Annotated in this window: 19 protein-coding genes; 4 read left to right on the top strand and 15 right to left on the bottom strand. The window is 61.2% G+C overall.

Going from position 1 to position 25,922, the window contains the following annotated elements; all coding sequences use genetic code 11:
- Positions 1-142 precede the first annotated feature (142 nt).
- The 10 genes from AC6H1L_RS20615 to AC6H1L_RS20660 form a co-directional block, all read right to left on the bottom strand.
- Positions 143-1,825, bottom strand: coding sequence for an ABC transporter substrate-binding protein (locus tag AC6H1L_RS20615; protein ID WP_497599331.1), 1,683 nt, complete (start codon positions 1,823-1,825; stop codon positions 143-145).
- 594 nt (positions 1,826-2,419) lie between these two features.
- Positions 2,420-3,928 (bottom strand): CoA-acylating methylmalonate-semialdehyde dehydrogenase, encoded by a 1,509-nt coding sequence (locus tag AC6H1L_RS20620; protein ID WP_497599332.1) that lies wholly within the window; start codon positions 3,926-3,928, stop codon positions 2,420-2,422.
- A gap of 586 nt (positions 3,929-4,514) precedes the next feature.
- A complete protein-coding gene (locus AC6H1L_RS20625; RefSeq protein ID WP_497599333.1) occupies positions 4,515-4,688 on the bottom strand; it encodes a hypothetical protein in 174 nt (57 codons plus the stop codon).
- Between the two features lie 234 nt (positions 4,689-4,922).
- On the bottom strand, positions 4,923-5,237 hold the full coding sequence (locus tag AC6H1L_RS20630; protein ID WP_497599334.1) for an L-rhamnose mutarotase: 315 nt from the start codon (positions 5,235-5,237) through the stop codon (positions 4,923-4,925).
- 112 nt (positions 5,238-5,349) lie between these two features.
- The gene (locus AC6H1L_RS20635; RefSeq protein WP_497599335.1) at positions 5,350-6,912 is read right to left on the bottom strand and encodes an o-succinylbenzoate--CoA ligase; all 1,563 of its coding nucleotides are present in this window, start codon (positions 6,910-6,912) and stop codon (positions 5,350-5,352) included.
- Positions 6,913-6,959: 47 nt separating this feature from the next.
- On the bottom strand, positions 6,960-8,066 hold the full coding sequence (menC, locus tag AC6H1L_RS20640) for an o-succinylbenzoate synthase (RefSeq protein WP_497599336.1): 1,107 nt from the start codon (positions 8,064-8,066) through the stop codon (positions 6,960-6,962).
- Between the two features lie 35 nt (positions 8,067-8,101).
- The gene (gene menB / locus AC6H1L_RS20645; RefSeq protein WP_297160881.1) at positions 8,102-8,920 is read right to left on the bottom strand and encodes a 1,4-dihydroxy-2-naphthoyl-CoA synthase; all 819 of its coding nucleotides are present in this window, start codon (positions 8,918-8,920) and stop codon (positions 8,102-8,104) included.
- 45 nt (positions 8,921-8,965) lie between these two features.
- Complete coding sequence (gene menH, locus AC6H1L_RS20650) at positions 8,966-9,856, bottom strand: 2-succinyl-6-hydroxy-2,4-cyclohexadiene-1-carboxylate synthase (RefSeq protein WP_497599337.1); 891 nt, start codon at positions 9,854-9,856, stop codon at positions 8,966-8,968.
- The gene (gene menD, locus AC6H1L_RS20655) at positions 9,856-11,703 is read right to left on the bottom strand and encodes a 2-succinyl-5-enolpyruvyl-6-hydroxy-3-cyclohexene-1-carboxylic-acid synthase (protein WP_497599338.1); all 1,848 of its coding nucleotides are present in this window, start codon (positions 11,701-11,703) and stop codon (positions 9,856-9,858) included. The genes menH and menD overlap by 1 nt, the downstream gene beginning before the upstream one ends.
- A complete protein-coding gene (locus AC6H1L_RS20660; RefSeq protein ID WP_497599339.1) occupies positions 11,684-13,240 on the bottom strand; it encodes an isochorismate synthase in 1,557 nt (518 codons plus the stop codon). The genes menD and AC6H1L_RS20660 overlap by 20 nt, the downstream gene beginning before the upstream one ends.
- Before the next feature lie 652 nt (positions 13,241-13,892).
- Here AC6H1L_RS20660 and AC6H1L_RS20665 point away from each other — a divergent pair.
- Complete coding sequence (locus tag AC6H1L_RS20665) at positions 13,893-14,708, top strand: class I SAM-dependent methyltransferase (protein ID WP_497599340.1); 816 nt, start codon at positions 13,893-13,895, stop codon at positions 14,706-14,708.
- Positions 14,709-14,936: 228 nt separating this feature from the next.
- Complete coding sequence (locus tag AC6H1L_RS20670; protein WP_497599341.1) at positions 14,937-16,355, top strand: mercuric reductase; 1,419 nt, start codon at positions 14,937-14,939, stop codon at positions 16,353-16,355.
- 100 nt (positions 16,356-16,455) lie between these two features.
- Here the strand turns inward: AC6H1L_RS20670 and AC6H1L_RS20675 are convergent, their stop codons facing one another.
- The 5 genes from AC6H1L_RS20675 to AC6H1L_RS20695 are packed head-to-tail and all read right to left on the bottom strand — an operon-like array spanning position 16,456 to position 24,108.
- Complete coding sequence (locus AC6H1L_RS20675; RefSeq protein ID WP_497599342.1) at positions 16,456-17,649, bottom strand: VWA domain-containing protein; 1,194 nt, start codon at positions 17,647-17,649, stop codon at positions 16,456-16,458.
- Positions 17,639-19,912: a DUF5682 family protein gene (locus tag AC6H1L_RS20680; RefSeq protein WP_497599343.1), complete on the bottom strand. Its 2,274-nt coding sequence runs from the start codon at positions 19,910-19,912 to the stop codon at positions 17,639-17,641. Before AC6H1L_RS20680 ends, AC6H1L_RS20675 begins: the two co-directional genes overlap by 11 nt.
- A gap of 3 nt (positions 19,913-19,915) precedes the next feature.
- On the bottom strand, positions 19,916-21,103 hold the full coding sequence (locus AC6H1L_RS20685; protein ID WP_497599344.1) for an ATP-binding protein: 1,188 nt from the start codon (positions 21,101-21,103) through the stop codon (positions 19,916-19,918).
- Complete coding sequence (locus tag AC6H1L_RS20690) at positions 21,100-22,710, bottom strand: DUF5691 domain-containing protein (protein WP_497599345.1); 1,611 nt, start codon at positions 22,708-22,710, stop codon at positions 21,100-21,102. The genes AC6H1L_RS20685 and AC6H1L_RS20690 overlap by 4 nt, the downstream gene beginning before the upstream one ends.
- Positions 22,711-22,728: 18 nt before the next feature.
- Entirely contained in the window at positions 22,729-24,108 is a 1,380-nt protein-coding gene (locus tag AC6H1L_RS20695; protein ID WP_497599346.1) for an SWIM zinc finger family protein, read from the bottom strand.
- A gap of 222 nt (positions 24,109-24,330) precedes the next feature.
- Here AC6H1L_RS20695 and AC6H1L_RS20700 point away from each other — a divergent pair, with 222 nt between their 5' ends.
- Positions 24,331-24,738: an Hsp20/alpha crystallin family protein gene (locus AC6H1L_RS20700; protein ID WP_497599347.1), complete on the top strand. Its 408-nt coding sequence runs from the start codon at positions 24,331-24,333 to the stop codon at positions 24,736-24,738.
- A 291-nt stretch (positions 24,739-25,029) separates the two neighbouring features.
- Positions 25,030-25,896 (top strand): class I SAM-dependent methyltransferase, encoded by an 867-nt coding sequence (locus AC6H1L_RS20705; protein WP_497599348.1) that lies wholly within the window; start codon positions 25,030-25,032, stop codon positions 25,894-25,896.
- Positions 25,897-25,922 lie beyond the last annotated feature (26 nt).

Raw genomic sequence — 25,922 nt, forward strand, 5'->3', positions numbered from 1 at the left:
AACAACAGTCAAGATAGTGATCAATCGCAGCTCCCTGCCCTCCATCTGGTCTGATTTCCCTCAGACAAGGGAATGGCCTCTCTGGGGTAGGGGTGAGAGGCCATTCCGCTGCTCGACAGGTCCCGGAAGTAGGGAAGAGAGCCTACGAAACGGGCTGTAGATGCATGACGATAATCTCGTTATCGGGATAAGAGTAGGGTGAGCCGACGGCGTATTGGTTCTGTTGATCAGGCCAGCCAGTGAAGCGCATGGTATTGTACTCGAACCAGCGGGCGCCGGCCACTACCGGAATCCAGGGCACCTGCTCGACCATGATGCGCTCCAGACCCTGAATAGCCTGTTTCTGGGCCGTCGGGTCCATCGTCGAGGCGAACTGCTGGAGGAGCTTATCGGTCTGGGCGTCCTTCCAGTAGCTGCTGTTGCGCCCGTTGGGCGGAATGCTCTGGCTGCTCAGGGTCCCGTTGTAGATGAAGTAGGGGGTTGGGCCGCCGCCCACTCCGCTGATCATCAACTGGTAGGGCTTGGCTCCCGCGCGGAAGGTTAGATACTGCGCTTCCGGCATGAGTTTGATGTGGATGTCAATGCCGGCAGCTTTCAGGTTGCTCTGCACTACCTGGGCCCACTTGTTCCAGTCAGAGTATTCAGCGACCGAGATCAGCTCGAAGGAGAGACGCTGACCATTCTTGGTGAAGATGCCATCGCTCCCCTGGGTGTAGCCGGCGCTCTTGAGAATCTGCTGGGCCTGGCTGGGGTTTGGTGTAGTAGGCAGGTTGGCGTACTCTGGCAGAACATATTGCTGGTTGCCTGGCGTGGGCAGCAGCCCGCTCTGGGGAACAGGGGGCACGAGACCTGACTCGCCTTGCTGAGCCGCCGCTTGCCGGTCAATGGCCACGCTGATCGCCTTGCGCACTGCCACATCGCTTAGCAGCGGATCATGCACGTCGATGAAAATGCCAAACTCGTCCACCGGCGCCATGAAGTAGTGGAAGTGCTGCGGGTCCTTGGCGACAAAGTTCTGCTGCAGGTTATCTGCATAGTAGCCCGACCAGTCGACCTGGCCCGTGGGCATGACCAGCTTGAAGGCGTCGTTGTCTTTGTAGCGCGGCTCCTTGATTTCGTCAACCTTGACGAGGTTGGCCTGATAGTAGTTGGGGTTCTTGTCAAGCACCAGAAGATCTGGTGTGTATTTGGCGACGACGAAAGGTCCGGTGCCGACAGGCTTGCTGTTGTAGTACTTGGTGACGTCGCCAACCGATTCGAAGATATGCTTGGGAATGATGACCGTGAGGCCGGCGATGTAGTAGAGGGCGCCAGGGAAGGGCTTCTGGAAGGTCATGACGACTGTGTTGGCATCGGGAGCAGTGACGCTCTTGAGATAGCCCCAGTCGCCGTTCAGGTCTGCGGCGGGGTATTGCTTCAGGGCGTTGAAGGTGAAGACGACGTCGTCGGCGCTAAAGGGCTGGCCGTCGTTCCATTTCACTCCCTGCCGCAGGTGGAAGGTGACCTGGGTGTAGTCGCTGTTGAATTGGTGGCTGAGTGCCAGCAAGGGATGATAGGTGTTGTCGTTGACGTTGCAGAATTCGAGTGGCTCGTAGACAAAGCCATTGATGCCGATGTTGGGCGTGGAGGCATAGGGGTTGAAACCCTGGTCGGTAAAGGCGCTGGCTTGAGCAGCCAGGGTGAGGACCTTTTTGCCGGACTGGCTGCTCTGTGTGCTGCTCCCGCCGCAGGCTGTGAGCAGCAGCACGAGAACGGCCAGGAGGCTGAGACACAGCGTGCCGGCCTTGAGCTTCATGCCAGTTGTGCGTGCTGGGTTGCCAAACACAAAGAACCTCCTGTAACGGCTCTTGAAATACGGTGAGTTTCTACCGCTTGGTAATGCTCCGCGTGGGCCTGCTCGACACTGAAATGGTCGCGCCCCGTCATTGGGCGTTAACCTGCCCTCGCTTGCTCTCCCTCTGGGAAGAAGGGTGTCTGTGCTCTCTCGCTTTTGCCACCTCCGGGAACGTTGCTGGCTTCGCCTCGCCCCGGGCGGCCAAGCTGAGCCGCTCTGGGTTGTCGATCGCTTGGGGGTGATCTGTGCCCTTCTCGTGTCTCTGCGGATCGGTTTCACGGGCGCTTGCTCTTCGTCCTCTCCTCTTTTCTCGCGCTCGCTGCTCGCGCCGTGCCCGCCTCTGCTCACTCCTTTCCCGGTCGGTGCAGCTCTGCTCTGCCTCCGACCCCTCTCTTGAGAAATATGATCAATCGTCTAGACCAGTTCTCTAGAAACTATACTCACTCCGCCGCGATCTGTCAAGACATCTAGACCACTAGACCAAAAATTGGCGGACGCCTTTACTCCTGGCGCCCGCCTCCCGCTGGGGGGAGCGGCTGGCGGCTGAACGGCCGGTCGCAAGCTGGCCATGCTATGGGTCTTCGGCTAGCGTCCGATGCCGCTGACGCGGCTGCCATCGCCGCTGACCCAACGCGAGATCACCACCTTGCTCTCGGTGAAGAAGCGTACGGCGTCGCGTCCCTGGGGGTGAAGGGCGCCGAAGAAGGAGCGCTTGGCTCCGCTGAAGGGAAAGTAGGCCATTGGTGCCGCTACACCGATATTGATGCCGACGTTGCCAACCTCGACGCGATAGCGAAATTCGCGAGCTGCGGCCCCGCTGCGGGTAAAGATTGAGGCGGCGTTGCCGTAGTCGCCGGCGTTAATGAGGGCGATGGCCTCGTCGAGGCTTGAGACTGGCGTGATGCTGACGACGGGGCCAAAGATCTCCTCGCGGTAAACGCGCATGCTGGGGCGCACCTCATCCAGGATAGTTGGACCGACAAAGTAGCCGCGGGGATAGGCGGGGACACGGATGTGGCGCCCGTCGAGGGCTGGCTGAGCGCCTTCGGCGATTCCCTGGCTGATCATGGCTACGATGCGATCGCGGGCCTGGGCCGAGACGACAGGCCCCATATCGACACCAGGCTCAAGGCCGTTGCCGAGGCGCAGGCGGGAGGCTGCTTCTGTCAGGCGCTGGCGCGTGCCGGCGTGGGCCTCGCCAACGGGCATGATGAGCGAGTTCGCCAGGCAGCGCTGACCGGCGGCGCCAAAACAGGAGTTCATGATCGTGCCCAGGTGACTATCGAGGTCGGCATCGGGCATGACGACGATGGCGTTTTTGGCTCCTCCAGAGGCCTGCACGCGTTTGCCCTGGGCGGCTGCGCGGGCGTAAACATACTCGGCGGTTTTGGTTGAGCCGACAAAGGAGATGGCCTTGATCTGGGGATGGTCGAGCAGGGCGTTGACGGTCTCTTTGCCGCCGTTGACAAGGTTGATGACGCCTGGTGGAAAACCGACCTGGTCAATGAGTTCAAAGACTCGTTGTTGGACAAGAGGATCTTGTTCGGAGGGCTTGACAATAAAGGTATTGCCGCAGGCAACGGCGTAAGGCCAGAACCAGAAGGCGATCATGAAGGGAAAGTTGAAGGGGGTGATGGCGGCGCAGACGCCTAGGGGCTGGTAGATGACTTCCTCATCGATGCCGCGCGCGGCTCCGTCCTCCAGTCCATAGCCCATCATGAGTGAGGGAATGCCGCAGGCGGTTTCGACGTTCTCGATGCCGCGCTGGACCTCGCCGCGGGCATCGTCGAGGGTTTTGCCCATTTCGGTGGTGATGAGGCGCGCCAGTTCTTCGCGCTGCTCGTCAAGCAACGCGCGCAGCTTGAAGAGATAGCGGGCGCGCTCCTGGGGTGGCGTGGCGCGCCAGTCGGGAAAGGCGGCGGTGGCGCTGGCAACGGCAGCATCAACGTCGTGGGCATTGCTGAGGGGAACATAGGCCAGCACTTCATCTGTAGCAGGATTGCGCACTTCGAGGGTCTCGCTGGCGTCGGCCTGGCGCCAGGTGCCGCCAATGTAGTTGCGCAGGACTGGTACCGGTGTTGCTGATGGGACCATCGCTTTCTACTCCTGTCGCTTTGCTAGCTATCTGGCATTGCTTGGCTTGTGCTTTGTGTTGCTGCTCTCTCTGAAGTTGAAGGGCGCTGGGGGATAGGCCTCCGCCTGCGCTGGCTCTTGGCTTGTCGGCATTGCCTGCTCTGGCCGCACTGCCTGCCCTGGTTGCTCTGCTCTGGTGGCCTTCCTGGTGGGGACAGAGGGACAGGCTTTCACTTGGTCTGGTTGACGCCTGCTTGCCCTGCAGACCAGTAAGGATGGTAGTTGCAAGGAAGAACGTGCCTCGCCGGTCCCGTCCGCCCAGGAGGGGACTGAAACCTTACAGGTTGTTGTTGGTTTAGTTATAGGTGATAACGGCTGGGGTGTCAAGAGGAGATGGCTTCAGAAGCCGTCTTGCTGAGGAGGGGACGGGAGCGGAGCAGGATTTGTCGGGGACCCGGTGTTAATCTGTTTGGGCAACTTCCTCCGCTGTCTCTGAGCAGGGCTGGCCCTGGCTGAGAGGAAAGCTCTCCTCTGCCTGGGAACAGGCAGATGGCTTCCCTCTCTCCGCCAACGAGCGGCCTGTGGCTGGCGAATGGTGGGCAGAAGGTTATTCGCCTTTTTTATGCCCCTTCTCGCGATGTTGCTTCATTACCGTACGTGCGGCTACCTCGCGGGCGCGCTTACCGTAGCGCCCGCTCTTCTCCGCTTCTTCTTTGATGTGTTCGTACTGTCGCTCTTCTTTTTCGCTGACCCCTTTGAGGGGCTGCTTGTCTGGCATCATAGCCTCCGTCATTCACTGGGATGCTGACAAGGTGATCCCACTTACGTTTCTGCGGGTAGAGCCCCGTCTCTTTGAGACACGATGAACTCTGGCCGGGGGATACAGTAGCTGCAGAGGATGGCAGGCAAGGCTCAAGGGCCTTGCAGAGCGAGGAAGAGATGAGGGCAAGGAGGGCCGTAGAACGCTCCGGGGTTCAAACGGCCCTACACCAGGTGGCTATCGCGATTGGGTGAGCTAATCCATGTGAAACATTTCGGGTAATAGCGGAGGCCAATGCGTGTGCGGATCGATTTCTTGGGTCATGATCTCAGCCATCCACTGCTGCCAGCGTTGATTGACCGGGTCCTCGGCCAGCGTTTTGGCCATGCGTTCAAAATCGTCGGTCTCCAGGTAGGCGAAGAGCTGAGTACCGTGACGGAAGATGCTGTAGTTGCGGGCGCCGGCGCGGCGCAATGCCTCCAGCATTTCTGGCCAGATCTCATCGTGGCGGCGCTTATATTCCTCCTCGTAGCCGGGCTTTACGCTCATCAAGAAGGCAATACGCTGCATCGCTCAAGCTCCTTTCGTCTTTGCTGCCTGTGTCTCCTTTGCTGTGTGGCGCGGGATATGGAGACGGCTGCCATGCCGCGAGAGCCACTGTACTCAGGCGGCCTCTCTGCTATCAGTCTACCGCATGACTGAGCAGAGAGGGAAGCTGGCGGCGCAGCAGTTTGCCGGAGGAGTTGCGGGGTAGCTCGGCCACAAAATGGATAGCGCGCGGCAGCTTATAGCGCGCCAGGCGTGTCTGCAGATAGGCGAGCAGCGCTTCGGGGCTGGCTGTCTGGTTGGGCCGCAGGCGTACGAAGGCGATCGGGACCTGACCCCATTGGGGATCGGGCTGAGCGCAAACGCCGGCCTCTGCAACGGCGGGATGGCTGAGTAGGGCCGCCTCGATTTCTGCCGGATAGATATTCTCGCCGCCAGAAATGATCAGGTCGGAGCGGCGGTCAAGGACGTACAGATAGCCCTCTTCATCCAGGTAGCCGATATCGCCTGTTGCCAGCCAGCCATCCTGGAGGGCCTCGTGGGTGGCCTCTGGGCGGTTAGCATAGCCCGGCGTAATGGTTGGTCCCTTGAGATAGATCATGCCTGCCTCGCCGGGGGCGGCTCGCCGACCGTCCTGGCGGATCTCTAGCTGAACTGGCGGTAGTGGGCGCCCGGCGGAACCGAGTTTACGCAGGGCATCAGCGGGCGAGAGCGTCGCCGCCTGTGAGCAGGCTTCGGTGAGACCGTAGGTCTGAACGACGGGAATGCCGCGCGCGGCACAGGCTTCCAGCAAAGGGCGCGGCGCCGGTCCGCCCCCAAGCAGCACGCAGCGCAAGTGCTCCGGGTAGCGCTCCCCGGGTCGCTCGTGCTCCAGGGCGTCTAGCATGCGCTGCAGCATCACGGCCACTACTGAGATAATGGTGACGCCCTCGCTGAAAATAGAGCGGTTGACGGCCAGAGGATCGAATTTCTCGTGAACATTGATGCTGATGCCATAGATGACGCTGCGCATGATGATCGTCAGGCCGCCAATATGGAAGAAGGGGAGGCAGGCCAGCCAACAATCGTCGAGATGGTGCCCTAGATTGAGGGCTGAGCCAACAGCGTTCCACCATTGCATCCCGTAGGTGATGAGGACGCCTTTCGGCTCTCCCGTGGTGCCCGAGGTATACATGATAGCCTGGACGGCGTTGAGGTCGATCAGCAGTGAGGGGGTGAACCCTGTTGACGCTGCCCCTTCGGGAGGGGGATCAAGCTCGACGGAGCCATTGGGCTGGAGCCGCAGGCTGGCATGGGCAAGGTGCGGCAGGCTTGTGGCCAGACGCTGGGCACGGGAGGCTTGGGTGGCATCGCTCAGTAAAAGGCTGACCTGGGCGTCCTGAAGCTGCCAGCGTAGCTCTGCCTCGCTCAGGCGGATGTTCAGCGGTACAAGGATGGCGCGCAGACGCGTCAGGGCATGAACACAGGCGACAAAGGCGGGGCTGTTCGCCGCAAGCAGGGCAACACGGCTGCCAGTGGTGACCCCAAGGGCGGCTAGTTGTTCTGCCAGACGCGTGGCCTGCTGGGCTAGTTCGGCGAAGCTCCAGCGCACGGCTCCGCTCTGTACGGCCAGATGCTGGGGGCGATTTTCTGCACAGCGCTGCAGCCAGTCGGGCATAAGCTGAGTACTCGCTGTGCTCGGGAGCAGGTCGACGGACATGCTGCTTGCTTTGCCCCTCCTTTCCTCTGCTCTTCAGATCGTGCTTCTTATAGTACAGAATAGTGTGCCAGGGCGGCCTGATCGGGGCTGACGCCCAGGCCTGGCCCTACTGGCACCTGCAGCAGGCCGGCCTCAAGCGTCAGCGGTTTACTGAGTAGATCGCTTGTCAGCAAGGTGAGCGTCCCCAGGCCGGCGGCCTGAGTCAGGGCGGGGTGAGCGGCGGCCAGGTGCAGAGCGGCGCAGACGCCGATGCCGGCCTCCAGGGCGCTGGTGATGACGCAGCCCACCCCGCGGGCCGAGGCCTCCTCGACGAGCCGCAGAGCGGTTCGGAGGCCGCCCAGAAACTGCGGCTTGAGGATCAGCACATCGGCAGCCTCCAGGTCCATGATCTGACGGGCGCTTTCCAGGCTGCTCAGGCTCTCATCCGCTGCGATAGGTATAGGTGAGCGACGGCGTAGCTGGCGCAGTCCCTCCAGGTCAGTGGCAGCAAGCGGCTGCTCGACGTACTCGATCGCGTAGGAGGCCCAGGCGCGTAGCAAGCGCTCGGCCTGAGCAAAGTTCCAGCTCGCGTTCGCATCCAGGCGCAGGGCAATGGCGTCACCTACGCTAGAGCGCACCGCTGCCAGGCGTGCACTATCCTGCTGCTCGTCGCCGCTCAGCTTCAGCTTCAAACAGCGGAAGCCGGCAGCCACTGCCTGACGAGCGGCGTGGGCCGTCTCTTCGGGAGCAGCGGCCCCAATGACAGCGTTAACAGGCACGGCTTGCCGTGCATAGGGAGAGAGCAAGCTCTCTCCCCGGGCGCGCGCCTGCAGATCAAGCAAGGCCACCTCCAGCGCGAACATCACCGGCGCTGGCCAAGGCTGCTCCGCCTGCTGCTGAGCTTCGTCAAGCAGTGCCAGGGCGGCAGCCAGAGGGAGACCCTCCAGGCGCCTGACCAGCTCTGGCAGGGCAGCTAAGGTGTGGCTCAGCGGTGGACTAAAGGGTGGTAGCGGCGCCAGCTCCCCATAGCCATTCAGGCTGCCATGCCTGCTGGTCACCCTGACGATCGCTCCCTGGCGCTCGGTCAATAGAGCGTGAGCGGTACGAAAAGGGGCGCGCAGCGGTAACCGGTAGACCTGCCAGTCAATGCGCTCAAGCGTGAGATCGGCGATCATTGGCGCACAACCTGCCTTTGATCAAGGCGGGCGAGCTAGGGCAAACGCGGGAACTTGGAGAAGTCCGGCTTACGCTTCTCGAGGAAGGCGTTGCGCCCTTCCTTGCCCTCGTCGGTCATGTAGAACAGCATAGTTGCATTGCCGGCCAGATCCTGCAGGCCGGCCAGGCCATCGGTATCAGCGTTGAAGGCCGCCTTCAGGAAGCGCAGGGCTGTGGGACTCTTCTCCAGCAGCTCCTTTGCCCACTTAATCGTCTCCTCCTCCAGTTGCTCCAGAGGCACGACCTTATTAACGAGGCCCATCTCATAAGCTTCCTGGGCGGTATACTGGCGGCAGAGATACCAGATCTCGCGAGCCTTCTTATGTCCCACGATGCGGGCCAGCATAGTTGCGCCCCAGCCAGCATCGAAACTGCCCACGCGTGGCCCGGCCTGACCAAAACGCGCGTTATCGGCGGCAATCGTCAGGTCGCAGAGCACATGCAGAACATGCCCGCCGCCGATGGCGTAGCCGGCGACCATGGCGATCACAGGCTTGGGAAGATACTTGATGACTTTTTGCAGATCAAGGGCATTCAGGCGTGGCACACCGCTCTGATCGACATAGCCGCCCTCACCGCGCACGCGCTGATCGCCGCCCGAGCAGAACGCTTTTGTTCCGGCTCCGGTCAGAATCACCACGCCGATCTCGGGGTCCTCGCGACAGCGGTTGAAGGCGTCGATCATCTCGCTCAAGGTCTCTGGTCGAAAGGCGTTATGGACCTCTGGGCGATTGATGGTGATCTTGCCGATACCCTCAGCTTTCTCGAAAATAATGTCCTGATAATCGCAGACCTTTTGCCAGTTGACAGGCATAGCTTTGACTGTTCCCCTTTCGTTGCAATTAATGATTGCTCAGTGCTACGAGGCCGCGGCTGTCTTAGACTGCGGCTCGCAGGTGCTTGGTAGCGCCGAACAGAAGGAGAGAACCAGCTCAAGGAAGCGATCTGGCTGTTCCAAATGGACCGTGTGACCGGCCTCGGGAACAATTGCCAGCGTGGCAGATGGCAGGTGAGCTGCCATCTCTCTGCCGATGGCGCAGAACTTCTCATCCAGGGACCCACAAATGAGGAGTACCGGGAGCCGAAGCTCTGATAGCCGGGCATGCAGAGGAGGCTGCACGCCGGTTCCCACCCCGCGCAGGCTGCCGGCCAGCCCCTCAGCCCGGTTGGCGAGGCGCTGGGCACGCAGAGCGGCGCGCTGCGCCTCCGGCAGCCGCTGTTGACTGGCAAAGAGCGGCTGCCGCTCCCACTGGGCTACGAAGGCCGCCACTCCCTCGCGCTCGATACTGGCAGCCAGCTCCTCATCGCGACGGCGGCGTTGCTCGCGCTCCTGGGGGGCGGCGATGCCTGGTGAGGCGCTTTCCAGAATGAGTGCGCGGAAGAAACCGGAGAAGGCGCAATAGAGAGCAATGCGTCCGCCTAACGAGTAGCCCAACAGGATTGCCTCATTGGGAGCAATCCCGAGCTGGCGCAAGGCCTCCAGCAGGTCGGCGCGACAATGCTCCATGCTGTAGCGCTGGGGATCAGCAGGAGCATCTGAGAGGCCGTGGCCGTGTAAGTCAAAAGCCAGTATTCTCAGGCCTGCAGCGGCCAGCTCCTCCAGCAAGGAACCCCAGCCGAGAGCACTCCCTGTGAAACCGTGCAGGAGCACTAACACGGGATAGCGCTCCTGTTTTGCCGGGTGGGCCTGGAGCAGACTCAGCTGCAGTCCATTGACTGAGAGAAAAAGGCGCTCAACCTGTACCTTCATTATACTCCCTCGCTGACCGCAGGATACAAGGCCTGGTCCACCGCTCGCCAGAGCTGGCGATGGAGTTGCACATTGCGCGTGCGCTCGCTTGGTAACTCAATCACCTGCAGACCGGGATGGCTCAGCCCTTCCTGGCAGGCGCTGCGGAACTCTTCCCACGAGGCAACGCGGCGGAAATGTCCCCCGTACATGCCCACCGCGGGGGCGAAATCCAGGCCGGTAGGGGTGCCAAACAGCTGCTCGAAGTGCTCTGGGTAAGCTGCCTGGGGTAAGAATGAGAAGATGCCGCCCCCATCGTTATTGATCAAGATGACCAACAGCGGCAGCTTGTGCAAATGGGCGGCGATCAGGCCATTGAGATCGTGGAGAAAAGCCAGATCACCGATCACCAACACGACAGGCCCACTATCAGCCAGCACCTGATGAGCGGCGCTGACACCCAGCGCGCTCGAAAGCACGCCATCGATGCCATTAGCGCCCCGATTGCCCAGGCAACGGATGCGCCGTTCACTCCAAAAGAAGGTATCTAGATCGCGTACAGGCATACTATTGCCAACATAGAGCGTGCTGCCGTCTGGCAACAAGCTTGCCAGCTCGCTGAAGACCCGGCCCTCAAACAGCTCTGTGAAGGTCTCCATCGTCTGACAGAGCGCCTGCTGCGTCAAGCGATCACTCTGTTGCCAGAGCGCCAGCCAGCTCTGACGCTCCTCGCCCGCAGCCTCCTCACCACCATTGGCCAGCGCCTCGGCAAGCTGTTCGCAGACGGCCACGGGATCGGCATAGAGCATTTCGCAGGCGAGCTGAGTTGGCTCCTCCCAGCTACCTGAGCCGTCGATGACCAGGAGAGGGCGCGCCGCATAGCGCTGCAGATAGAGCAGCAGTGGCTTAGAGGTCGGCATAGCGCCGAAACGCAGCACCAGATCGGGAGCGGCCTCAGCTACGAAACGCTCACTGCGCAGAAACGCGTCATAGCTACTGATAACGGGGCCGGCAGGCTGGCCAGTGTTGCGTACCTGAGAGAGGGGATCGGCCAACAGAGGATAGCCGCAGCGCTCGGCCAGGCGTCGCAGCGCTGGGGCAAGACGAAGGTCGCTCTGCGGTCCGGCGACAATCAGACCGCGCTGATGCTGGCGCAGCAGCCTGGCCAGACGGTCTATCTCGGTTGGCGGCAGGCCGCCCTGCTGAGCTGTGGTCACGCGCACATAGGGGATCTGCTCGTTGCGTCCCTCCCAGGCCAGAGGATCGCGCTCGCTGATGGGTGGAAGTAGCTGGGGCTGTGGTTCGGGCGTCAGCGGCTCGCGGAAAGGCAGATTGAGATGAACGGGGCCGGCGGGCGTGGCCCGAGCCAGGGCCACTGCGCGATTAGCAAGCGTACGAATATAGCGCAAAGCGGGCGTTGTGGCCTCGGGCAGCGCCACATCCACAAACCATTTCACATAGACACCATAGAGGCGATTCTGATCGATCGCTTGGGGAGCTCCGCAATCGCGCAGCTCGTGTGGGCGATCGGCGGTCAGCACCACTAGCGGCACACGTGTCAATTTGGCCTCGATGATGGCAGGGAAAAAGTTCGCCGCCGCTGTGCCCGAAGTACAGAGCAAGGCCACAGGCGAAGCCAGTCGTTTGGCCATACCGAGGGCGAAGAAAGCCGCGGCGCGCTCATCGATGTGCATCCAGACGCGTATGCCCTGCTCCTCTGCGAAAGCCAGCGCGAGCGGCGTTGAGCGCGAACCGGGGCAGATCACCACATGGGCGATACCTGCCCGCCGCAGCTCAGAGACAAAGGCTCCGACATAGGCATAGAGCGGGTTGGCCGGCGTCGACCTCTTAGAAACTGCTCTCGTCATCGTCTTCATTCACTCCCAGCGCCCCTAACATGGCGCGGAATTTCCAGCAGGTCTCAGCATACTCGCTGGCCGGATCAGAATCAGCTACAATGCCGCCGCCGGCGAAGAGCGTCGCCTCCTGATCCCGAATGAGGGCCGAGCGTAGCGCCACTGCAAACGTCCCGTTACCAGCCGCATCCACCCAGCCGATCGGCGCAGCGTACCAGCCGCGGTCGAGCCGCTCTCCGGCGCGGATCGCCGCCATAGCCGCCGCACGCGGGAAGCCACCGACTGCCGGCGTAGGATGCAGCTCCTCCAGGGCCTCCAGCACGGAACGGCCTGGCAGCAGCTTGCCAGTGATACGTGTCTCCAGATGCTGAATATTCTGCAGACGGCGCAGATGTGGTTTTGAATCTGTATTGATCTCTGTACACAGATGCTGAAGCGCCTGCTTGAGCATCTGCACCACAATCCGATGTTCGCTCTGATTCTTGCGACTCTGCAGCAGCTCGCGAGCGAAGCGCTCGTCCTCCTCGGGAGAGCGACCGCGAGGAGCGGAACCAGCCAGGGCCATCGTCTCAAGGCCACCGTCTTGAGCCTGTACGAGGCGTTCGGGGGTGGCGCCGAGAAAGCAGCGACCGGCGTGGCTGAATGCAAAAAGATAGGCTTCCTGGTAGCTCTCACGCAGGCGCCGCAAAGCTAGCTCTGGTTCGAAGCTCCCCTGCTGACGAAGTAGGCGCATGGCTCGCGCAAGGACCACCTTCTCATAGGCGCCGCGCCGGATTTGAGACACGGCCTGGGCCACCAGCTCCATCCAGACATCCGGCGGCAGTAGTGGCTCACAATGCAGAGAAGAGGGGGGGAGTGCTGCGGTAGCTATGGATAGAGAAAAGGTGTTACTGGCGTCAGCCGTCAAGGTGTGAGCGAGGGCCTCTAACTGCGCCGAAATCGTCGTCTCTAGCTGCAGGGGATCGCTGTCGGCCTCGACCAGCACATTGATCGTAAGAGTCGGCGCGGGAGCTACGAACATGAATAAGAAGGCGGGAAGCACAAGCAAGCCGTCGGGAAAGCCTTCCCAGAGATCTGAGCGTGGCTGCTCTGGATCGAAGGCAAAACCTCCAAACAACAGGGGCTGTTTGCAGGTGCCAGAGGCGCTGCTTGGGGGAACCTGCTCAACAAGTGCCTCCGCCGCCAGATGCTGCCAGGCGCTGGCCAGCTGTCGGAAGCGCTCTGGCCCCTGGGCCTGCAGTGCGGCGGCCCTCCCCAGACCGACTAAGATCCGTCCTTCCCCTGGCTCTTGCCAGAAGAAGCGCTCTGTGTAACCAAGCGAAGGGCCGAGCGCAAAGCACAGGAGGGGATCAGGCGAAGCGAGGGACCAGGTTGCAAGCTGCTCTGCGCCGCCTGGGCGGTCTGGGTCAGCAGCGGCGACCTCGCTCCGCCCGAGCTGCGGACCGCTAGGGAAAGGTCGCCTGGTGAGCGCCAGAGGACCACTGACGCTGACCAGCACAGCGCGCCCTCTCTGTAAGGCGCGTTCGCGAGCCTCCCTCAGCAGTGGCAATAAGCGCTCTTGCCAGGAAAAAAACGCAGGCTCGGACTCTGTACTTGTGCCCAGAGTGCTGCTAAAGGCGTTCCTCATCAATTCAGAATCATTCCTATCCAGCAGAAATAGTGGCGCAGTCGCCCCATGCGTTGCTTGCTTGGGAGCGCGGGGGCTGATTGTGGCACGACGTCGGAGCGGCAAGCTAAGGGCCGCTGCGCTAAAGCGAGCGGCCCTCCGTCCGAAAGCACTGCCTTGTAGTATTATAGAGCGTCGTGGCTATCCAGGCAAAGGCAGGCTGGCGCATGGTCCAGCCCAGCTCTCAACAAGAAAGCAAGGAGAGAGAGCCTATTGCCCTCACCATACGGCTCGGGCATACATAGGCTTGGCCGATGCCGGTGAAAACAGGTGCTGACCGCCTCAGCCAACCAGGCAGCACAGTGAGAAAGGACCGGCGCACCGTACCGGTAATAACGCCCTTGACTCCTCCTCTCTTCCCTGGCTACCCTTAGCGCGAAACTGCATGAGCAGCCTGTCACCGGCCAGATGCCACCGCTATACCTGTGGGCGTGTGAAGTGCGCGAATAGCGGTGCAGTAATTCTAATGGCTCCTGTGGCTTGGACCTCTCATCTGGTCCTGGCAGTGATGAACATAGGGAGGCAGGTCAGGCTAATGTTGAATAATCATTATCAGGACGAACAGGCCCGGCCCGACGTTCAGGATTGCTACCTGTTGCCGCGCACCCTCGGCGAACAGGATCGCCTGGAATTTCAGCATTATACCTTCTATCGTCTCTTGGGAACCCACTTTCTGGCCCCGGTCGAACATCCGCGCGTCATTGTAGATGTGGGCACAGGTACAGGGATCTGGGCTAAGGAGGCAGCACGATGCTGGCCTCAGTCCAGCGTCGTGACCGTCGATAGCAATCTGACGCTTCTGCGCAAGCTGCCTCGCAATTGTCGGGCGCTCCGGGCCAGTCTGCTCGAAGGGCTACCCTTGGAGGATGGCATCAGTGACTATACCCATCAGCGCTTTCTGGCCGAAGCGATTCCCCTGACTGCCTGGAGGCAGGCGCTTACGGAGTTAAAGCGCGTGACGGCGCTGGCCGGCTGGATTGAGCTGGTGGAGCTGAGCGATCAGTGTCTCAACCCAGGCCCTCGCACCCTGCAGATACAACACTGGCTGCGCCGGCTCTTTCTCGGTCACGGCATTCAGCTCTCCTTCGCCCTGGAACTCCCCGAGCGCTTCGCCGAACTTGGCCTGGTTCCGCAGGTGCGGGAAATCATCGCTCCTCTGTGGGGAGCGCAGACCGGCAAACTCTTCTGCCGCGACGTAGTGCAGGCCTTGCAACATCTACAGCCGCTGCTGACGCGACATCTCGGGCTTGCCCCAGCGGAGGTAGCCCAAGCTCTCAGCGAACTGCCCGGGGAGTGGGAGCGCTATCGCACAGGCTGGCTCTGTATTGCCATTTGGGCTCAGGTCGTCTGAGCCGAAGGCCTCCTCTCTGCCGTCTCCACCGGGAAGCGCGCGGGCAGGAGCACGGTCCTGGTCCTGCATATCCATGAAGGAGGAGCAGGCGCATTGACACGGCTGCGAGCTGCCATGCGTGTTGGCTGTAGCATGCATCCAGCAGCCAAGGAATGGTAGGTAGACAAGGCGGCCGGCCCGCAGAAGCCGGGGCCGGCGAAAGTGCACAGCGACGAGAGAGGAGGCAGCATGACAGAGCTAACTGCAACCTACGATGCCATCATCATCGGGTCCGGCCAGGGAGGGGGCCCGCTTGCCACGGCACTGGCTGCGGCTGGGCGTAGAACCGCTCTCATCGAGCGCGAGCATCTTGGTGGCACCTGTATTAATACTGGTTGCACACCGACCAAGACCATGATTGCCAGTGCTCGCATGGCAGCCCTGGCACGCCGAGCCGCCAGCTATGGGGTAGAGCTTAGCGCGACGGAACCGCTGGTCGACATGAGGGCTGTGCGCGAGCGCAAGCGGGCCATTGTCGAGAGCTTTCGTCAAGGAAGCGAGCGGCGAATCCGAGGAGCCTCCGGCCTTGATCTGTTCAACGGCGAGGCCCGCTTTGTGGCCCCCAGGGAGATCGAGGTGCGCCTGACCGGCGGGACGACCCGTCGCCTGCAAGCCGGCATTATTGTCATTGACGTCGGGGCCAGGCCGGCCCGGCCAAAGCTCGCAGGATTAGAAACGGTCCCCGCCTTCGATTCAACCACTATCATGGAGCTAGAGCATCTTCCTGCCCACTTGCTGATCATCGGAGGGGGCTATGTTGGCCTCGAATTTGGCCAGATGTTTCGCCGCTTCGGCAGCCGCGTTACCATTGTCCATCGTGGGAAGCGCCTGCTTGCCCATGAAGACGAGGATGTAGCGGAGGCGGTCGCTCAGATTCTTCGCGAGGATGGCATTGAACTGCTGCTAGAAAGTGTCCCCCAGCGGGTAAAGCCAGCCGCGGACAGCCAGCTTGAGCTGAGCGTAACCACGCCTGAAGGCGAGCGAGAGATCAGGGCTTCTCATCTGCTGCTGGCCGCTGGTCGCGTGCCCAATACCGATACGCTCAACCTGGAAGCCTGCGGCGTGCGAACCGACGAGCGTGGGCGTATCCTGGTGAACGAGCGGCTTGAAACCACTGTGCCGGGCATCTATGCCATTGGCGACGCCCGAGTGGGCCCGGCCTTCACTCACATCTCTTATGATGATTTTCGTATTCTGCGCGCCAATCTTCTTAAAGGCGGTCAGGCGAGCACCCGTGATCGGCTCGTCCCCTATACCATCTTTCTCGATCCCCAGCTTGGGCGCATTGGACTGACCGAAGCTCAGGCCCGGGCTAGAGGCTTGCGCATTCGGGTGGCCAAGATGCCCATGAATGCCGTTGCGCGCGCTCTGGAGGTCAATGAAGCGCGTGGCTTCATAAAAGCCATCATTGAGGCCGACAGCGGGCAAATTCTCGGGGCGGCTGTTCTCGGCCTTGAAGGCGGTGAGATCATGGCCATGCTGGAGATCGCCATGCTCGGCAAACTCCCCTACACGGTTCTACGCGATGCCATTTTTGCCCACCCCACTTTAGCCGAAGCGCTCAACAATCTCTTTAGCTCCTTACCTGATGATGGAGAAGCTGAGTAACCGCTCCTCTCTGCCTCGGCGGACACAGCCACCTGCAGGGCGTGCAGAGGAGAAAGGGCTGCGCGCGCCCTGCAGGTGGCTGGGAGCCTTCTGAGCTGTCTCAGGACGAGGTTGCTCGGATGACGGCGATATTCTGCTGGGCGGCCCACATAGTGAGGTCGCGGCGCTGCAGAGCGGCGGCCATCAGCTCAGGAAACAGCTCCGGCGTACAGGCAAAGGTCGGGATGCCCAGGGCCGCCAGGCGTCCCGCTAGCTCTGTGTGGTATGCCGGTGTCCCCTGATCACTCAGAGCCAGCAAGCAGATGACCTGGACGCCGCTGTCGAGCAGCGAGGCAGCACGCTTCAGCATCTGCTGGGCGTTTCCACCCTCGTAGAGGTCCGTAATCAGCACCAGGATCGTTTCGCGCGGGCGCGTAATAATCTGCTGACAATAGCTCAAGGCACGGTTGATATCGGTGCCGCCGCCGAGCTGCGCCCCAAAGAGCAGATCGACCGGGTCTTGCAGGTGCTCACTCAGGTCAACTACGGCGGTGTCGAAGACAATCATGCGTGTCGAAACAGCTCGCAGCGAGGCCAGAGTTGCCCCAAAGATCGAGGCGTAGACAACCGAGGACGCCATTGAGCCGCTCTGATCAACGCAGAGCACAATATCGCGCAGAGAGGCGCGTCGCTGTCGCCGTTGATGCCCGATGAGGCGCTCTGGAATGAGCGTCTGGCGCTCGCGCTGGTAGTGCTTGAGATTGGCGCGAATCGTGCGGTCCCAGTCGATATCGGGAAAGCGCGGGCGTATAGTTCGGCTGCTGTGGCCAAGGCTGCCGCGTACCGCCTGCTCCAGGCGATAGGCCAGTTTGCGCTCCAGCTCCTCTGTCAGCTTGCGCACTACACAGCGTGCCGTCTCGCGCGTGCGCTCGGGCAAGGCGCTCTTCAAAGAAAGCAGGGTCGTAACGAGCTGCATATCGACTACGACCGATTCCAGTAAATCTGGATCTAGCAATAATTGCCGGAAATTGAGTTTTTTGATGGCATCTTGCTGAAGGATGCGCACGGCTGGAGTAGGAAAGTAGGTACGGATGTCTTCCAGCCAGTGCGGGACGTAGGGAGCTGATGCGCCCGAACCGCCGGAGCGTTCAGCGTCATAGAGAAATTCCAGGGCCCGATCGATCCTCTGATCGTCAGGGCTGAGAGAAAGCTGATCCTCTGCTGACTGGCCGGCCTCCAGTCCTAGTGCGGTGGCGGCCTCGCGGCCAAGAATGAGTCTCCAGCGACGCAGACGTTCCCTTTCTTCAATCGGCATGCAGAGATACCTCCAGCAAACGGCTCAAGATAGGCAGAACCAGACGGGCGCGCTTCTCATCGAACCTGGCGGCGTCGCTCCTGTTCTGGCTTGGGCGTGGGCGGTAAAGATAGCGCACCTTCTCGCCCATAGCGCGCCGCTCCGAAGCGGTGAAATCTCGAAAGGCTCGCCTTAGTAGCGGCAGAAGCAGTATAAACTGCTCATCACTCAAGTACTGTAACCAGATATCGAGCGTGTTCCACAGCTCATCGAGTGTAAGCAAGCGCTGGCCTCTCCCACTAAGCAGGCCCTCTAGCCAAAGGGCGGCCTCTTCGAGGGGCACAGCGGGCGACAACTGGCGGCGGGCCAGTTTAGACAAAGCAGCCGCCTCCATTGCCTCCCGATCCAGGAGGAGCCGACAGAAGTAGCCGCGCAGGAGGGAATGGCAATGCTCTTCCTCGCTCAAGCGTTCCAGCAAGGCGTACCATTCCTCAAGCATCTGTTCGTCGGCGAGTGTGAGGATGCTAGCGTCCATCTGCTGAATACTGGCAAGCAGGGTACGTGCCGCCTCCTCATCGAGAGCCAAGCAGGCGCCCGGCAAGCTGATCACGGTGCGAGCAAAGAAAGCCTCAATGACCGCGCGCACCTGTCGCCTATCGCTCCCGCGCACGTCGCCGTAGCGGGCGACGCGGGCCAGCGCGGGCATGGCCTCCATGAGAGAACGCACATCGCTGGCCAGAGCGGCACAGGCGTGAATCCGTTCCAGCAGCCGGGCCACGGCTGAGGGCAGCTCAGCCAGCAGGACCTGATCCAGTAATTCGGTGAGCTGCGTCAACTGCTCGCAGCGCTCTGCCGTCTTGACCGCAAAGCTCGTGGCGGCACTTTCCAGGGTGTTGCCCCAAACATTGGCTTCGATCACGAGCAGGAGAAATTCATGCTGCCATTGCAGCCACCAGCGCTCATGGAAGGTGCCGCGCTTGTTGGCTCCAATGGCCTGCGGCTTCCCCCAATCAATACCGAGCAAGCGCAGTCGATGCAGCAAACGGCTGCGGGCGCGGTCTGTCTCGTTGCGTAGATCTAGCTCAATCTCTTTGGCCTCGGGAGAAGGTTTCAAGCGGAGGCGCCGCTGTTGTTGCTCTAGATCACGCTGCAGAGGAACGACGGGCGTTTCCGGGGGAACCTTACCCATACGCGAGCCAATGATCAGCCGCTCTTCGATCAGGCGCATGGGGGCTGTCTCTCCCCGGCAGAGCACGCTTTGAATGGCCTCTTGCAGCTCTGCCAGACCTGGGGCGCTCGTATCACGCAGTGCTGCCAGGGCCTCGGCCAAGCGCACAGCCTCGATCGCACTGGCAGGGGAGACATCAAATCCCTCCTGGCGCAACAGCTCGGCGGCGCGGAGCACCCAGCGTGTTCCGGCCTGAGCCGGTGCCGACCAGAGAAGCTCATACCAGCCGGGGGCGGCGATGCCAGCGCCATAGCCGCTGGCATACGTCAGACGGTCGTTGCTCCAGGGAATCCAGGTCGCCGTGACAGGTACCGGCTGCAAGCTTTGCAGCAGGGCGCCGTCGTCGGCTTCGGAGAAAGCATCGAGATCCTCAAGGGCGGGCAGGTGCCAGGCGCCGCAGACGACAGCAATGCGCTGGAACCCCTCTGCACGCGCCTGACGCAACATCTGACGCATATGGGCTTCACGCCAGGTATCTTCCCGGCTACGTGGGGGGCTGCCGCCGCGTAACGCCCGCATGGCCTCACGGATGCCCTCAAAGAGGCCTTGTACATTGCGTCGTTGCTCTATCTGTTGCTCCCACCACAGTTCATGATCGTGGTAGCCGGCAGCCAGTGAGAGCAGGCTCAGGGGATCGTCGGCGATATCCTCTGTTGGTTCTTCTTCTTTCTCCTCCTCAGTTCTGCCTTCGCAAGATGACTGCGGGGATGTTTCTTCATGCTCTCTCTCCTGGGCTTTGCTGCCGAGGCGCAGGGCCAGGGGCAGATCAATGAAGCGGGCCGTAATGCCCCGCTCCAGGGCATAGCGCAGGGCCTGCCATTCCGGAGAGAAGATCGTCAGCGGGTAGTAGCTGGCCTGGCGGGGCTGGTCGGGCCGGTAGATGAGCAGAGCCACCGGTGGCCACATACGCGGATGATTGAGCAGCGGCAGAATCTCCTGCGCGTCAGCCGGGCCTTCGACAAGGACCACATCAGGAGCCAGCTCCTGGAGAGCAGTGCGCAGGCTGCGCGCGCAGCCGGGGCCATGATGACGAATGCCGAAGAGATAGAAGCTCACTGTTCAAACCACCTCCCGGCAGGCGCGATAGAGGTCTTGCCAGCCACTGCGCTCCTTCATCACCGTCTGCAGGTACTCCAGCCAGACAACGCGGTCCTGTACCGGGTCCTTCACAATGGCTCCTGTCAAGCCAGCGGCCAGATCGCCGGCCCTGAGCGTTCCATCGCCGTAATAGGCAGCCAATGCCAGGCCACTGTTAATCACTGAAATCGCCTCCGCCGTCGAGAGCGTGCCGCTGGGTACCTTGAGCTTCAGGCTCCCATCGAGAGTTCTCCCTTCGCGCAGCTCACGAAAGATAGTCACCACGCGCCGGATCTCCTCTAGAGCCGGCTTCTCAGCGGGTAGCTCCAGGGCCCGGCCCAGATCTGCCACACGCCGCTCTACGATCTTTACCTCTTCCTCCAGGTTTTGGGGCAGGGGAAGCACTACCGTATTGAAGCGACGCATCAGGGCACTTGAGAGATCGTTGACGCCCTTATCGCGGTTGTTGGCGGTTGCAATCACGTTGAAGCCCTTGCGTGCCTGCACCTCCGTATTCAGCTCGGGAATGGGCAGCGTCTTCTCGGAAAGGATGGTAATCAGCGTATCTTGCACCTCGCTGGAGATACGCGTCAGCTCCTCGATGCGGGCCAGCTTTCCTTCGTGCATGGCTTTCATCAGCGGGCTGGCCACCAGGGCCGCCGGCGTTGGCCCCTCGATGAGTAGCCGGGCATAGTTCCAGCCATAGCGGAGCGCGCTCTCATCTGTACCTGCGGTCCCCTGGATGAGCAGAGTTGAGTCACCGGAGATAGCCGCCGCCAGATGCTCGCTGACCCAGGACTTAGCTGTACCGGGCAGGCCATAAAGCAGCAGCGCGCGGTCTGTTGCCAGAGTACTGATGGCAATTTCAATCAGGCGCGCATTGCCGATATACTTGGGCGAGATCTCAAAGCCGTTGGCAAGGCGTCCGCCGAGCAGGTAGATGCGCACGGCCCACGGCGAAAGAAGCCAATTGGGCGGACGCTGACGCCTGTCTACCTTCGCCAGCGCCTCCAATTCCTCAGCAAACTGTTGTTCTGCATGCTGGCGCAGGATAGTACTGACACTCTGCTCTGCTACTTGTTGAAGGGAAGGCTGAGCCTTCCCTTCAACGGAGGAGGTGGGGGCCGCCGGCTCTCGGCGGCGAGGCTGTTGCTGCGCATCTTTTTTCATTGGTTTCTCAGCTCCTGCTGTAGATCTCGAAGAAAAGCTACCTTTTCAAGAAAAGCATTGATGGATGGGATGACAGTATATTGAACATAGTAAATGCTGATGGTTTGCAGAGGCGACGCCTGGATCACTTGCAGGGCGTGGTCGAAGCAAGCTTCAGGCAGAGCCCCGCTTGTGATCCTAAGCCCTTTCTCCCACTGCTGCCATTCCTCCGCGAGATTGGGAGGATCTATCAGCGGCGACTTTCTGGTTGCGAGCCTTGCCAAGTGCTCAAGCCGGCTTTGCAGGTACTCAAGCAAGCGGCATCCAAAGGTAGCGCTCCACGGTCCAGGCAGTCTGCTCAGGAGCTCCGGCCAGCGCTCAAACCAGCGCTGCTCAGGGGAGGCCAACACGTGCAGCAAAAACTCCTCTGCCTCCTGCTGATCCAGGCAACGGAGGAGATCCTCAGCCCCAGGGAGGGGCTGCTGCGTCTCCGGGTCAAGCCAGGAGAGCAGCGCGCGTGCCCAGGAGGGCGCGCGATGAAGCAGAGTCGCTTGCATAAGGCCCACAAGCACCGCAGCGCGCCAGTCACTCGCAAGTCCATGCACGATGCTTGCAGGCGAGAGCTGTAGCTGCTGCTCCCAATAGCTGGGTGGCACCAGGCTAATCAAAGCTTGCAGCCACGCGGCGCGCTGTTCCTGCGAGGCCTCCTTCTGCTCGATGCCGAAGCGCCGCCACTCCTCTGAGTATGCCCTTGGTGGGACGGCGCGTACACACTGGCCCTCGGGGCCGGTCTCTCGACGCAGCAGGCCCTGAGCCGCCGAGAGCAGCTCGCGGCGACAGGCTGAGGAAGGCAAACGCGCCAGCAACCCGGCAGCCCGGCGGCGCACATGATAACTACGCTGATCGCGTAGCCTTTCCAGGAAAGCCTCATCGGCCTCCTCAAGCCCGATCTCAAAGGTCTCAAGCAGGGCCAGCCGCCGCTCTAGCTCCTCCTTGGGCCAGGCTTCTTCAAGCCATTGGCGAGCCAGGGGGCGATCATGAACTCGGAGCTGACGCAGGAGGGCCAACCGTTCGGAAGGGCTTCCTTCCTGCCAGAGCAGGCCCATTTCCTGCTCATTCAGCTCGGTCACAGGCAGGCTACTGATCAGCAGCCTGCGCCAGGCAGGCTGAAAGCGAGCCAGCCAGCGCCCACGCTCCCCGATCACCTGAGCAAAGACGGAGCGCATTGCTGTCCTGGCCGAGCCGGACTCCACTTCAAACATCCTGGGCAACAGGGCAAAAGGCAGACGGTAACCGTGTCGAGCCAGAAGCTCCAGGGCCTGAAGCCGCTGCTCTGAGCCAGGCTGCTCCAGGACACGCTGGATCATGGCTGCCGCTTGTGGGGAACAGGGAGGCAGCTTCTCGGGAGGCGCGGCAGTGATCATCACACCCAAAGGGAAGGGACTGATCCCCGCAAGCCCATAGAGGGCCTCCGCGCCGGCCAGTAAAAGGAGCTTGCGCTCCAAAGGCAGGGCTGTCGGCAGCTCCTCAAGCAGCCGATCGAAAGGCGCTGGAGCAAGCTCGTGGGGAGGTTGCTCCTGACGTGTGCCAATCAAGGCATAGTGGATCAATGGCTCAAGGCGGCTCATAAACTTGACCTGATCTCCCTAGCGTAGTTGCAGCAAATACCTCTCGATAGAGAAGAGCGCGTGGAAGCCCGTGCCTGGGCTAATCACGGCCAACGGAAACAGCTCATCTCCGTCCCACTCGCCGATGAAGGTCAGAGGATGGCCGCCCGAGAGAGCCAGTAGCTGCCAGTGTTGGCCTCGGCTTAGGGGCAGAGCCTGCCCGTCCTGATCGCGTAGATACCAAAGCTGTCCCTCATCGAGACAAATGGGCGTTGCCTCGCTGAGCACACACAGGAAGCGCTCAAGCCAGGGCTGGCGTGCCAGGGCGGCGGCTACCGTCTCCAGAAACGCGGCGAAGCTAGCGGCCCCTGGCGAGCTGCTCAGCGCAGTTGCGGGGCTGACATACTCTAACAACCGGGCGCGTTGCGGATAAGCGCTTGGCCAAAAGATCAGCTCTGCCTCCTGTTGACAGCCAAGAGGATAGCGCTCGGCAAACATCGGCGTTCTGCCTGCTGGTGAATATTGCACAAGCAGGGCCTGGCGGCCTGTCCTTTCTCCGAGAAGCCAGGTGCGCTGCTGCCACAGCTGATCTCTTTGCTCCAGGCGTTGACCGAGGAAGAGCCAGCGATCGCGGACGCGCTCCCCGCGAGTGAGCAACTCGTCTGCTTGCAGGGAGAGACCCAGGGCCTGGCGAACATCCTCTTGCAGTCCGGGGTCCAAACGCCCCAGATGGCGGAAAGCCTCGCTCAAGAGGGCCAGCCTACCGAGCTGACGCAGCAGGAACTCTGGCCAGTCGGGGCGGCTATAGGGGACAGTAGTCAGACTGCGCAGGCGAGAAGCCAGGCCGGGGATCTGGGCATCGTCCAGCGCGGCGGCCTCCCGTTCCCACTGACGCAGCGTCTCGCCCTGCAAATCGGCCAGGCCAGTGCGCAGGACATCAGTGAGCCACAGATCGAAGCGCTCCAAACCCTGTAGCATACGTTGCTGCCGTCGGTAACTGCGCTGCTGACGTTCCTGCTGCCTGGCCTCGGTCCGAGCGGGTCCAGCCTGTTCGGCCCCTGCCGACTGCTGAGTGCCCACCGGTCTCGACGCTGCCGTGCGGCGTTTAAGCCACACCTCGACCCACTGTGGGGCTGGTGACGCTGGCAGGCGATCGGCGCTTAATAACTTCAGATAGAGCAGTCCGATGCTATGCTTGCAGGGAATCTTACGGCTCGGGCAGGTACAGAAGGTCCTCAGCGACAGCTTATCCACGCAGACACGGTAGAGAGCACTACCCTGGCATTCCCCCCAGAGAGCTTGCTCATCCTGACCGAGGGCACGCCACTGTCCCTGGCTGGCGAGGTCCTGCCCGGCCTTCAGCACCTGGTAATCGGGGGCCAGAGCTTTCAGCGCCTCAAGTGTGAGGGCGATCTCCACTTTTTTCTCTCTCCTTCGTCCATCCTGTGAAGCATCTGATGAGGATCATGCTCTGTTCTGTAGAAAGATTCTTTTCGCGCTGGGCCAAAATGGAACAGGCTGCTTTGAAAGCCGGGCCTGACACTCTGAGTGGCTACATCCCGTGCCCCTTAGAGAAGAGGGCTGACCAGGGGAGTTAATGAAGAAACGCAATCGGATGTGTTCCTTTGCAGGAGGATCGCAATGCAGGAACGACTGAAGATCCACCATGTCCCGGTCAAAATGTACCGGAGCGAAGACCGTCTAGTCATTGCCGCTCCCATGCCAGGCATGGAGCCGGATGACATTCATATCGAGCTGCAGGGAGATGGTCGCCTGATTCTGCATGGAGATTTGCGGGCCCTGCTCAAAGACGTCAAAGAGCTGCTGATCGATGAATGGAGCATTGGCGCCTACCATCGCGAGCTACAACTAGAGCAGCCTGTCGATGGTGAACACGCCAACGTTACCTACGGCAATGGGGTGCTGGTTGTGGCTCTACCGGTGAGCACGACTATGCGCCCGGCTCATCTTACCCTGAAGGCCCACGGTCAGGCTCGTGGTCTTCGCCAGGGGGGAGCTGGGCATCCGACGACCTGGACCTCACCGTAGTTCGTAGGGAGCAGACAGAGCGAGGCCCAAAGCTCGCCTCGCTCTCATGTTGTAACCGCGAGGCTCGTCGTCCCTCTGCCCTTCTCTGGCGGTGCTCACCTCCCTTGCTGTAGTATATAGGCAGGTGAAGCGTGTCTGTCCGCGGGTGTCTCCTTCGCGATAGCTCATGCGCCGCTTGCATAGTCTAGCTAGCGTCCGCAAACAGTCTTAGCCTGCTTTCTCGACTGAAGATTGCTCGCTGGGCGGGCAGCCAACTGTAGAGATGCAAGGAGAAAGGAGGATCGAGGCATCGTGTCTGCCGATTCTGCCTCTTCGACAGGAGAGAATCGCTATTTCATTGACATTGAGCAGGGGGCGGAAACAGCCAGGCTGCTTGAGCAAGAGCGGCTCTTCAGCGAAGCAATGGGGGGGCTCTTACCTGAGCTGGATAATCTTAGCCAACTACAGCGCGTGCTCGACATCGCCTGTGGCCCCGGGGGGTGGGCTTTAGAACTGGCGGCGCGCTACCCGCATCTGGAGGTCGTGGGGATCGATATCAACCCGACCATGATTGATTATGCGCTCGCTACCGCTCGGGTGCGTGCACTACCGAATGTGACCTTTGAGGTTGCCGATGCCCGCCAACGGCTGCCCTTCCACGATGCGGCTTTTGATCTGGTCAATGCGCGGCTGATTATGGCCTTTATGGATCAACAGAGCTGGCCAGCTCTGCTCCGGGAATGCCGACGCATTCTCCGCCCTGGCGGCATCATACGTCTCACCGAGATTGAAACACCGGTCAGCAATAGTCCGGCTTATCAACGCCTCTATACCTGCCTTAACCGGGCGCTGGCCCTCCAGAAGCGGACCTTTTCCGTCGACGGCAACTCAACCGGGATTGTCTACATGCTAGCCCGCCTGCTGCGCGAGGCAGGCTTTATCAATATTCAGCGCCGCGCCTTCTATTATGACGGCTCCTATGGTATGCCGATGCATGAGAGCGGCTATAGAGATATGCAAGCTCTCTTTTGCCTGACAAAGCCTTTCTTGCTGGCCAGCGGCGTCATCGACGAAACGGAATTTGAGCAAGTCTATCAGCAGATGCTCCAAGAGATGGCGGCTGAAGACTACACCATCGTCGGTTTTGGGCTGACGGCCTGGGCCGTCAACCCTGGTTAGCAAGCGAGCAGCTGAATTCTTCCCAT

This window comes from Thermogemmatispora argillosa, from assembly GCF_059696725.1.

Excerpts from the sequence above, each read along its gene's own strand:
- menH (WP_497599337.1), bottom strand. The coding sequence starts at position 9,856 with ATGAAGGTACAGGTTGAGCGCCTTTTTCTCTCAGTCAATGGACTGCAG.
- AC6H1L_RS20675 (WP_497599342.1), bottom strand. The coding sequence starts at position 17,649 with ATGCCGATTGAAGAAAGGGAACGTCTGCGTCGCTGGAGACTCATTCTT.
- AC6H1L_RS20635 (WP_497599335.1), bottom strand. The coding sequence starts at position 6,912 with ATGTCCGTCGACCTGCTCCCGAGCACAGCGAGTACTCAGCTTATGCCC.
- AC6H1L_RS20630 (WP_497599334.1), bottom strand. The coding sequence starts at position 5,237 with ATGCAGCGTATTGCCTTCTTGATGAGCGTAAAGCCCGGCTACGAGGAG.
- menD (WP_497599338.1), bottom strand. The coding sequence starts at position 11,703 with ATGACGAGAGCAGTTTCTAAGAGGTCGACGCCGGCCAACCCGCTCTAT.
- AC6H1L_RS20620 (WP_497599332.1), bottom strand. The coding sequence starts at position 3,928 with ATGGTCCCATCAGCAACACCGGTACCAGTCCTGCGCAACTACATTGGC.
- AC6H1L_RS20665 (WP_497599340.1), top strand. The coding sequence starts at position 13,893 with ATGTTGAATAATCATTATCAGGACGAACAGGCCCGGCCCGACGTTCAG.
- AC6H1L_RS20690 (WP_497599345.1), bottom strand. The coding sequence starts at position 22,710 with ATGAGCCGCCTTGAGCCATTGATCCACTATGCCTTGATTGGCACACGT.
- AC6H1L_RS20685 (WP_497599344.1), bottom strand. The coding sequence starts at position 21,103 with ATGAAAAAAGATGCGCAGCAACAGCCTCGCCGCCGAGAGCCGGCGGCC.
- menB (WP_297160881.1), bottom strand. The coding sequence starts at position 8,920 with ATGCCTGTCAACTGGCAAAAGGTCTGCGATTATCAGGACATTATTTTC.
- AC6H1L_RS20700 (WP_497599347.1), top strand. The coding sequence starts at position 24,331 with ATGCAGGAACGACTGAAGATCCACCATGTCCCGGTCAAAATGTACCGG.
- AC6H1L_RS20625 (WP_497599333.1), bottom strand. The coding sequence starts at position 4,688 with ATGATGCCAGACAAGCAGCCCCTCAAAGGGGTCAGCGAAAAAGAAGAG.
- menC (WP_497599336.1), bottom strand. The coding sequence starts at position 8,066 with ATGATCGCCGATCTCACGCTTGAGCGCATTGACTGGCAGGTCTACCGG.
- AC6H1L_RS20670 (WP_497599341.1), top strand. The coding sequence starts at position 14,937 with ATGACAGAGCTAACTGCAACCTACGATGCCATCATCATCGGGTCCGGC.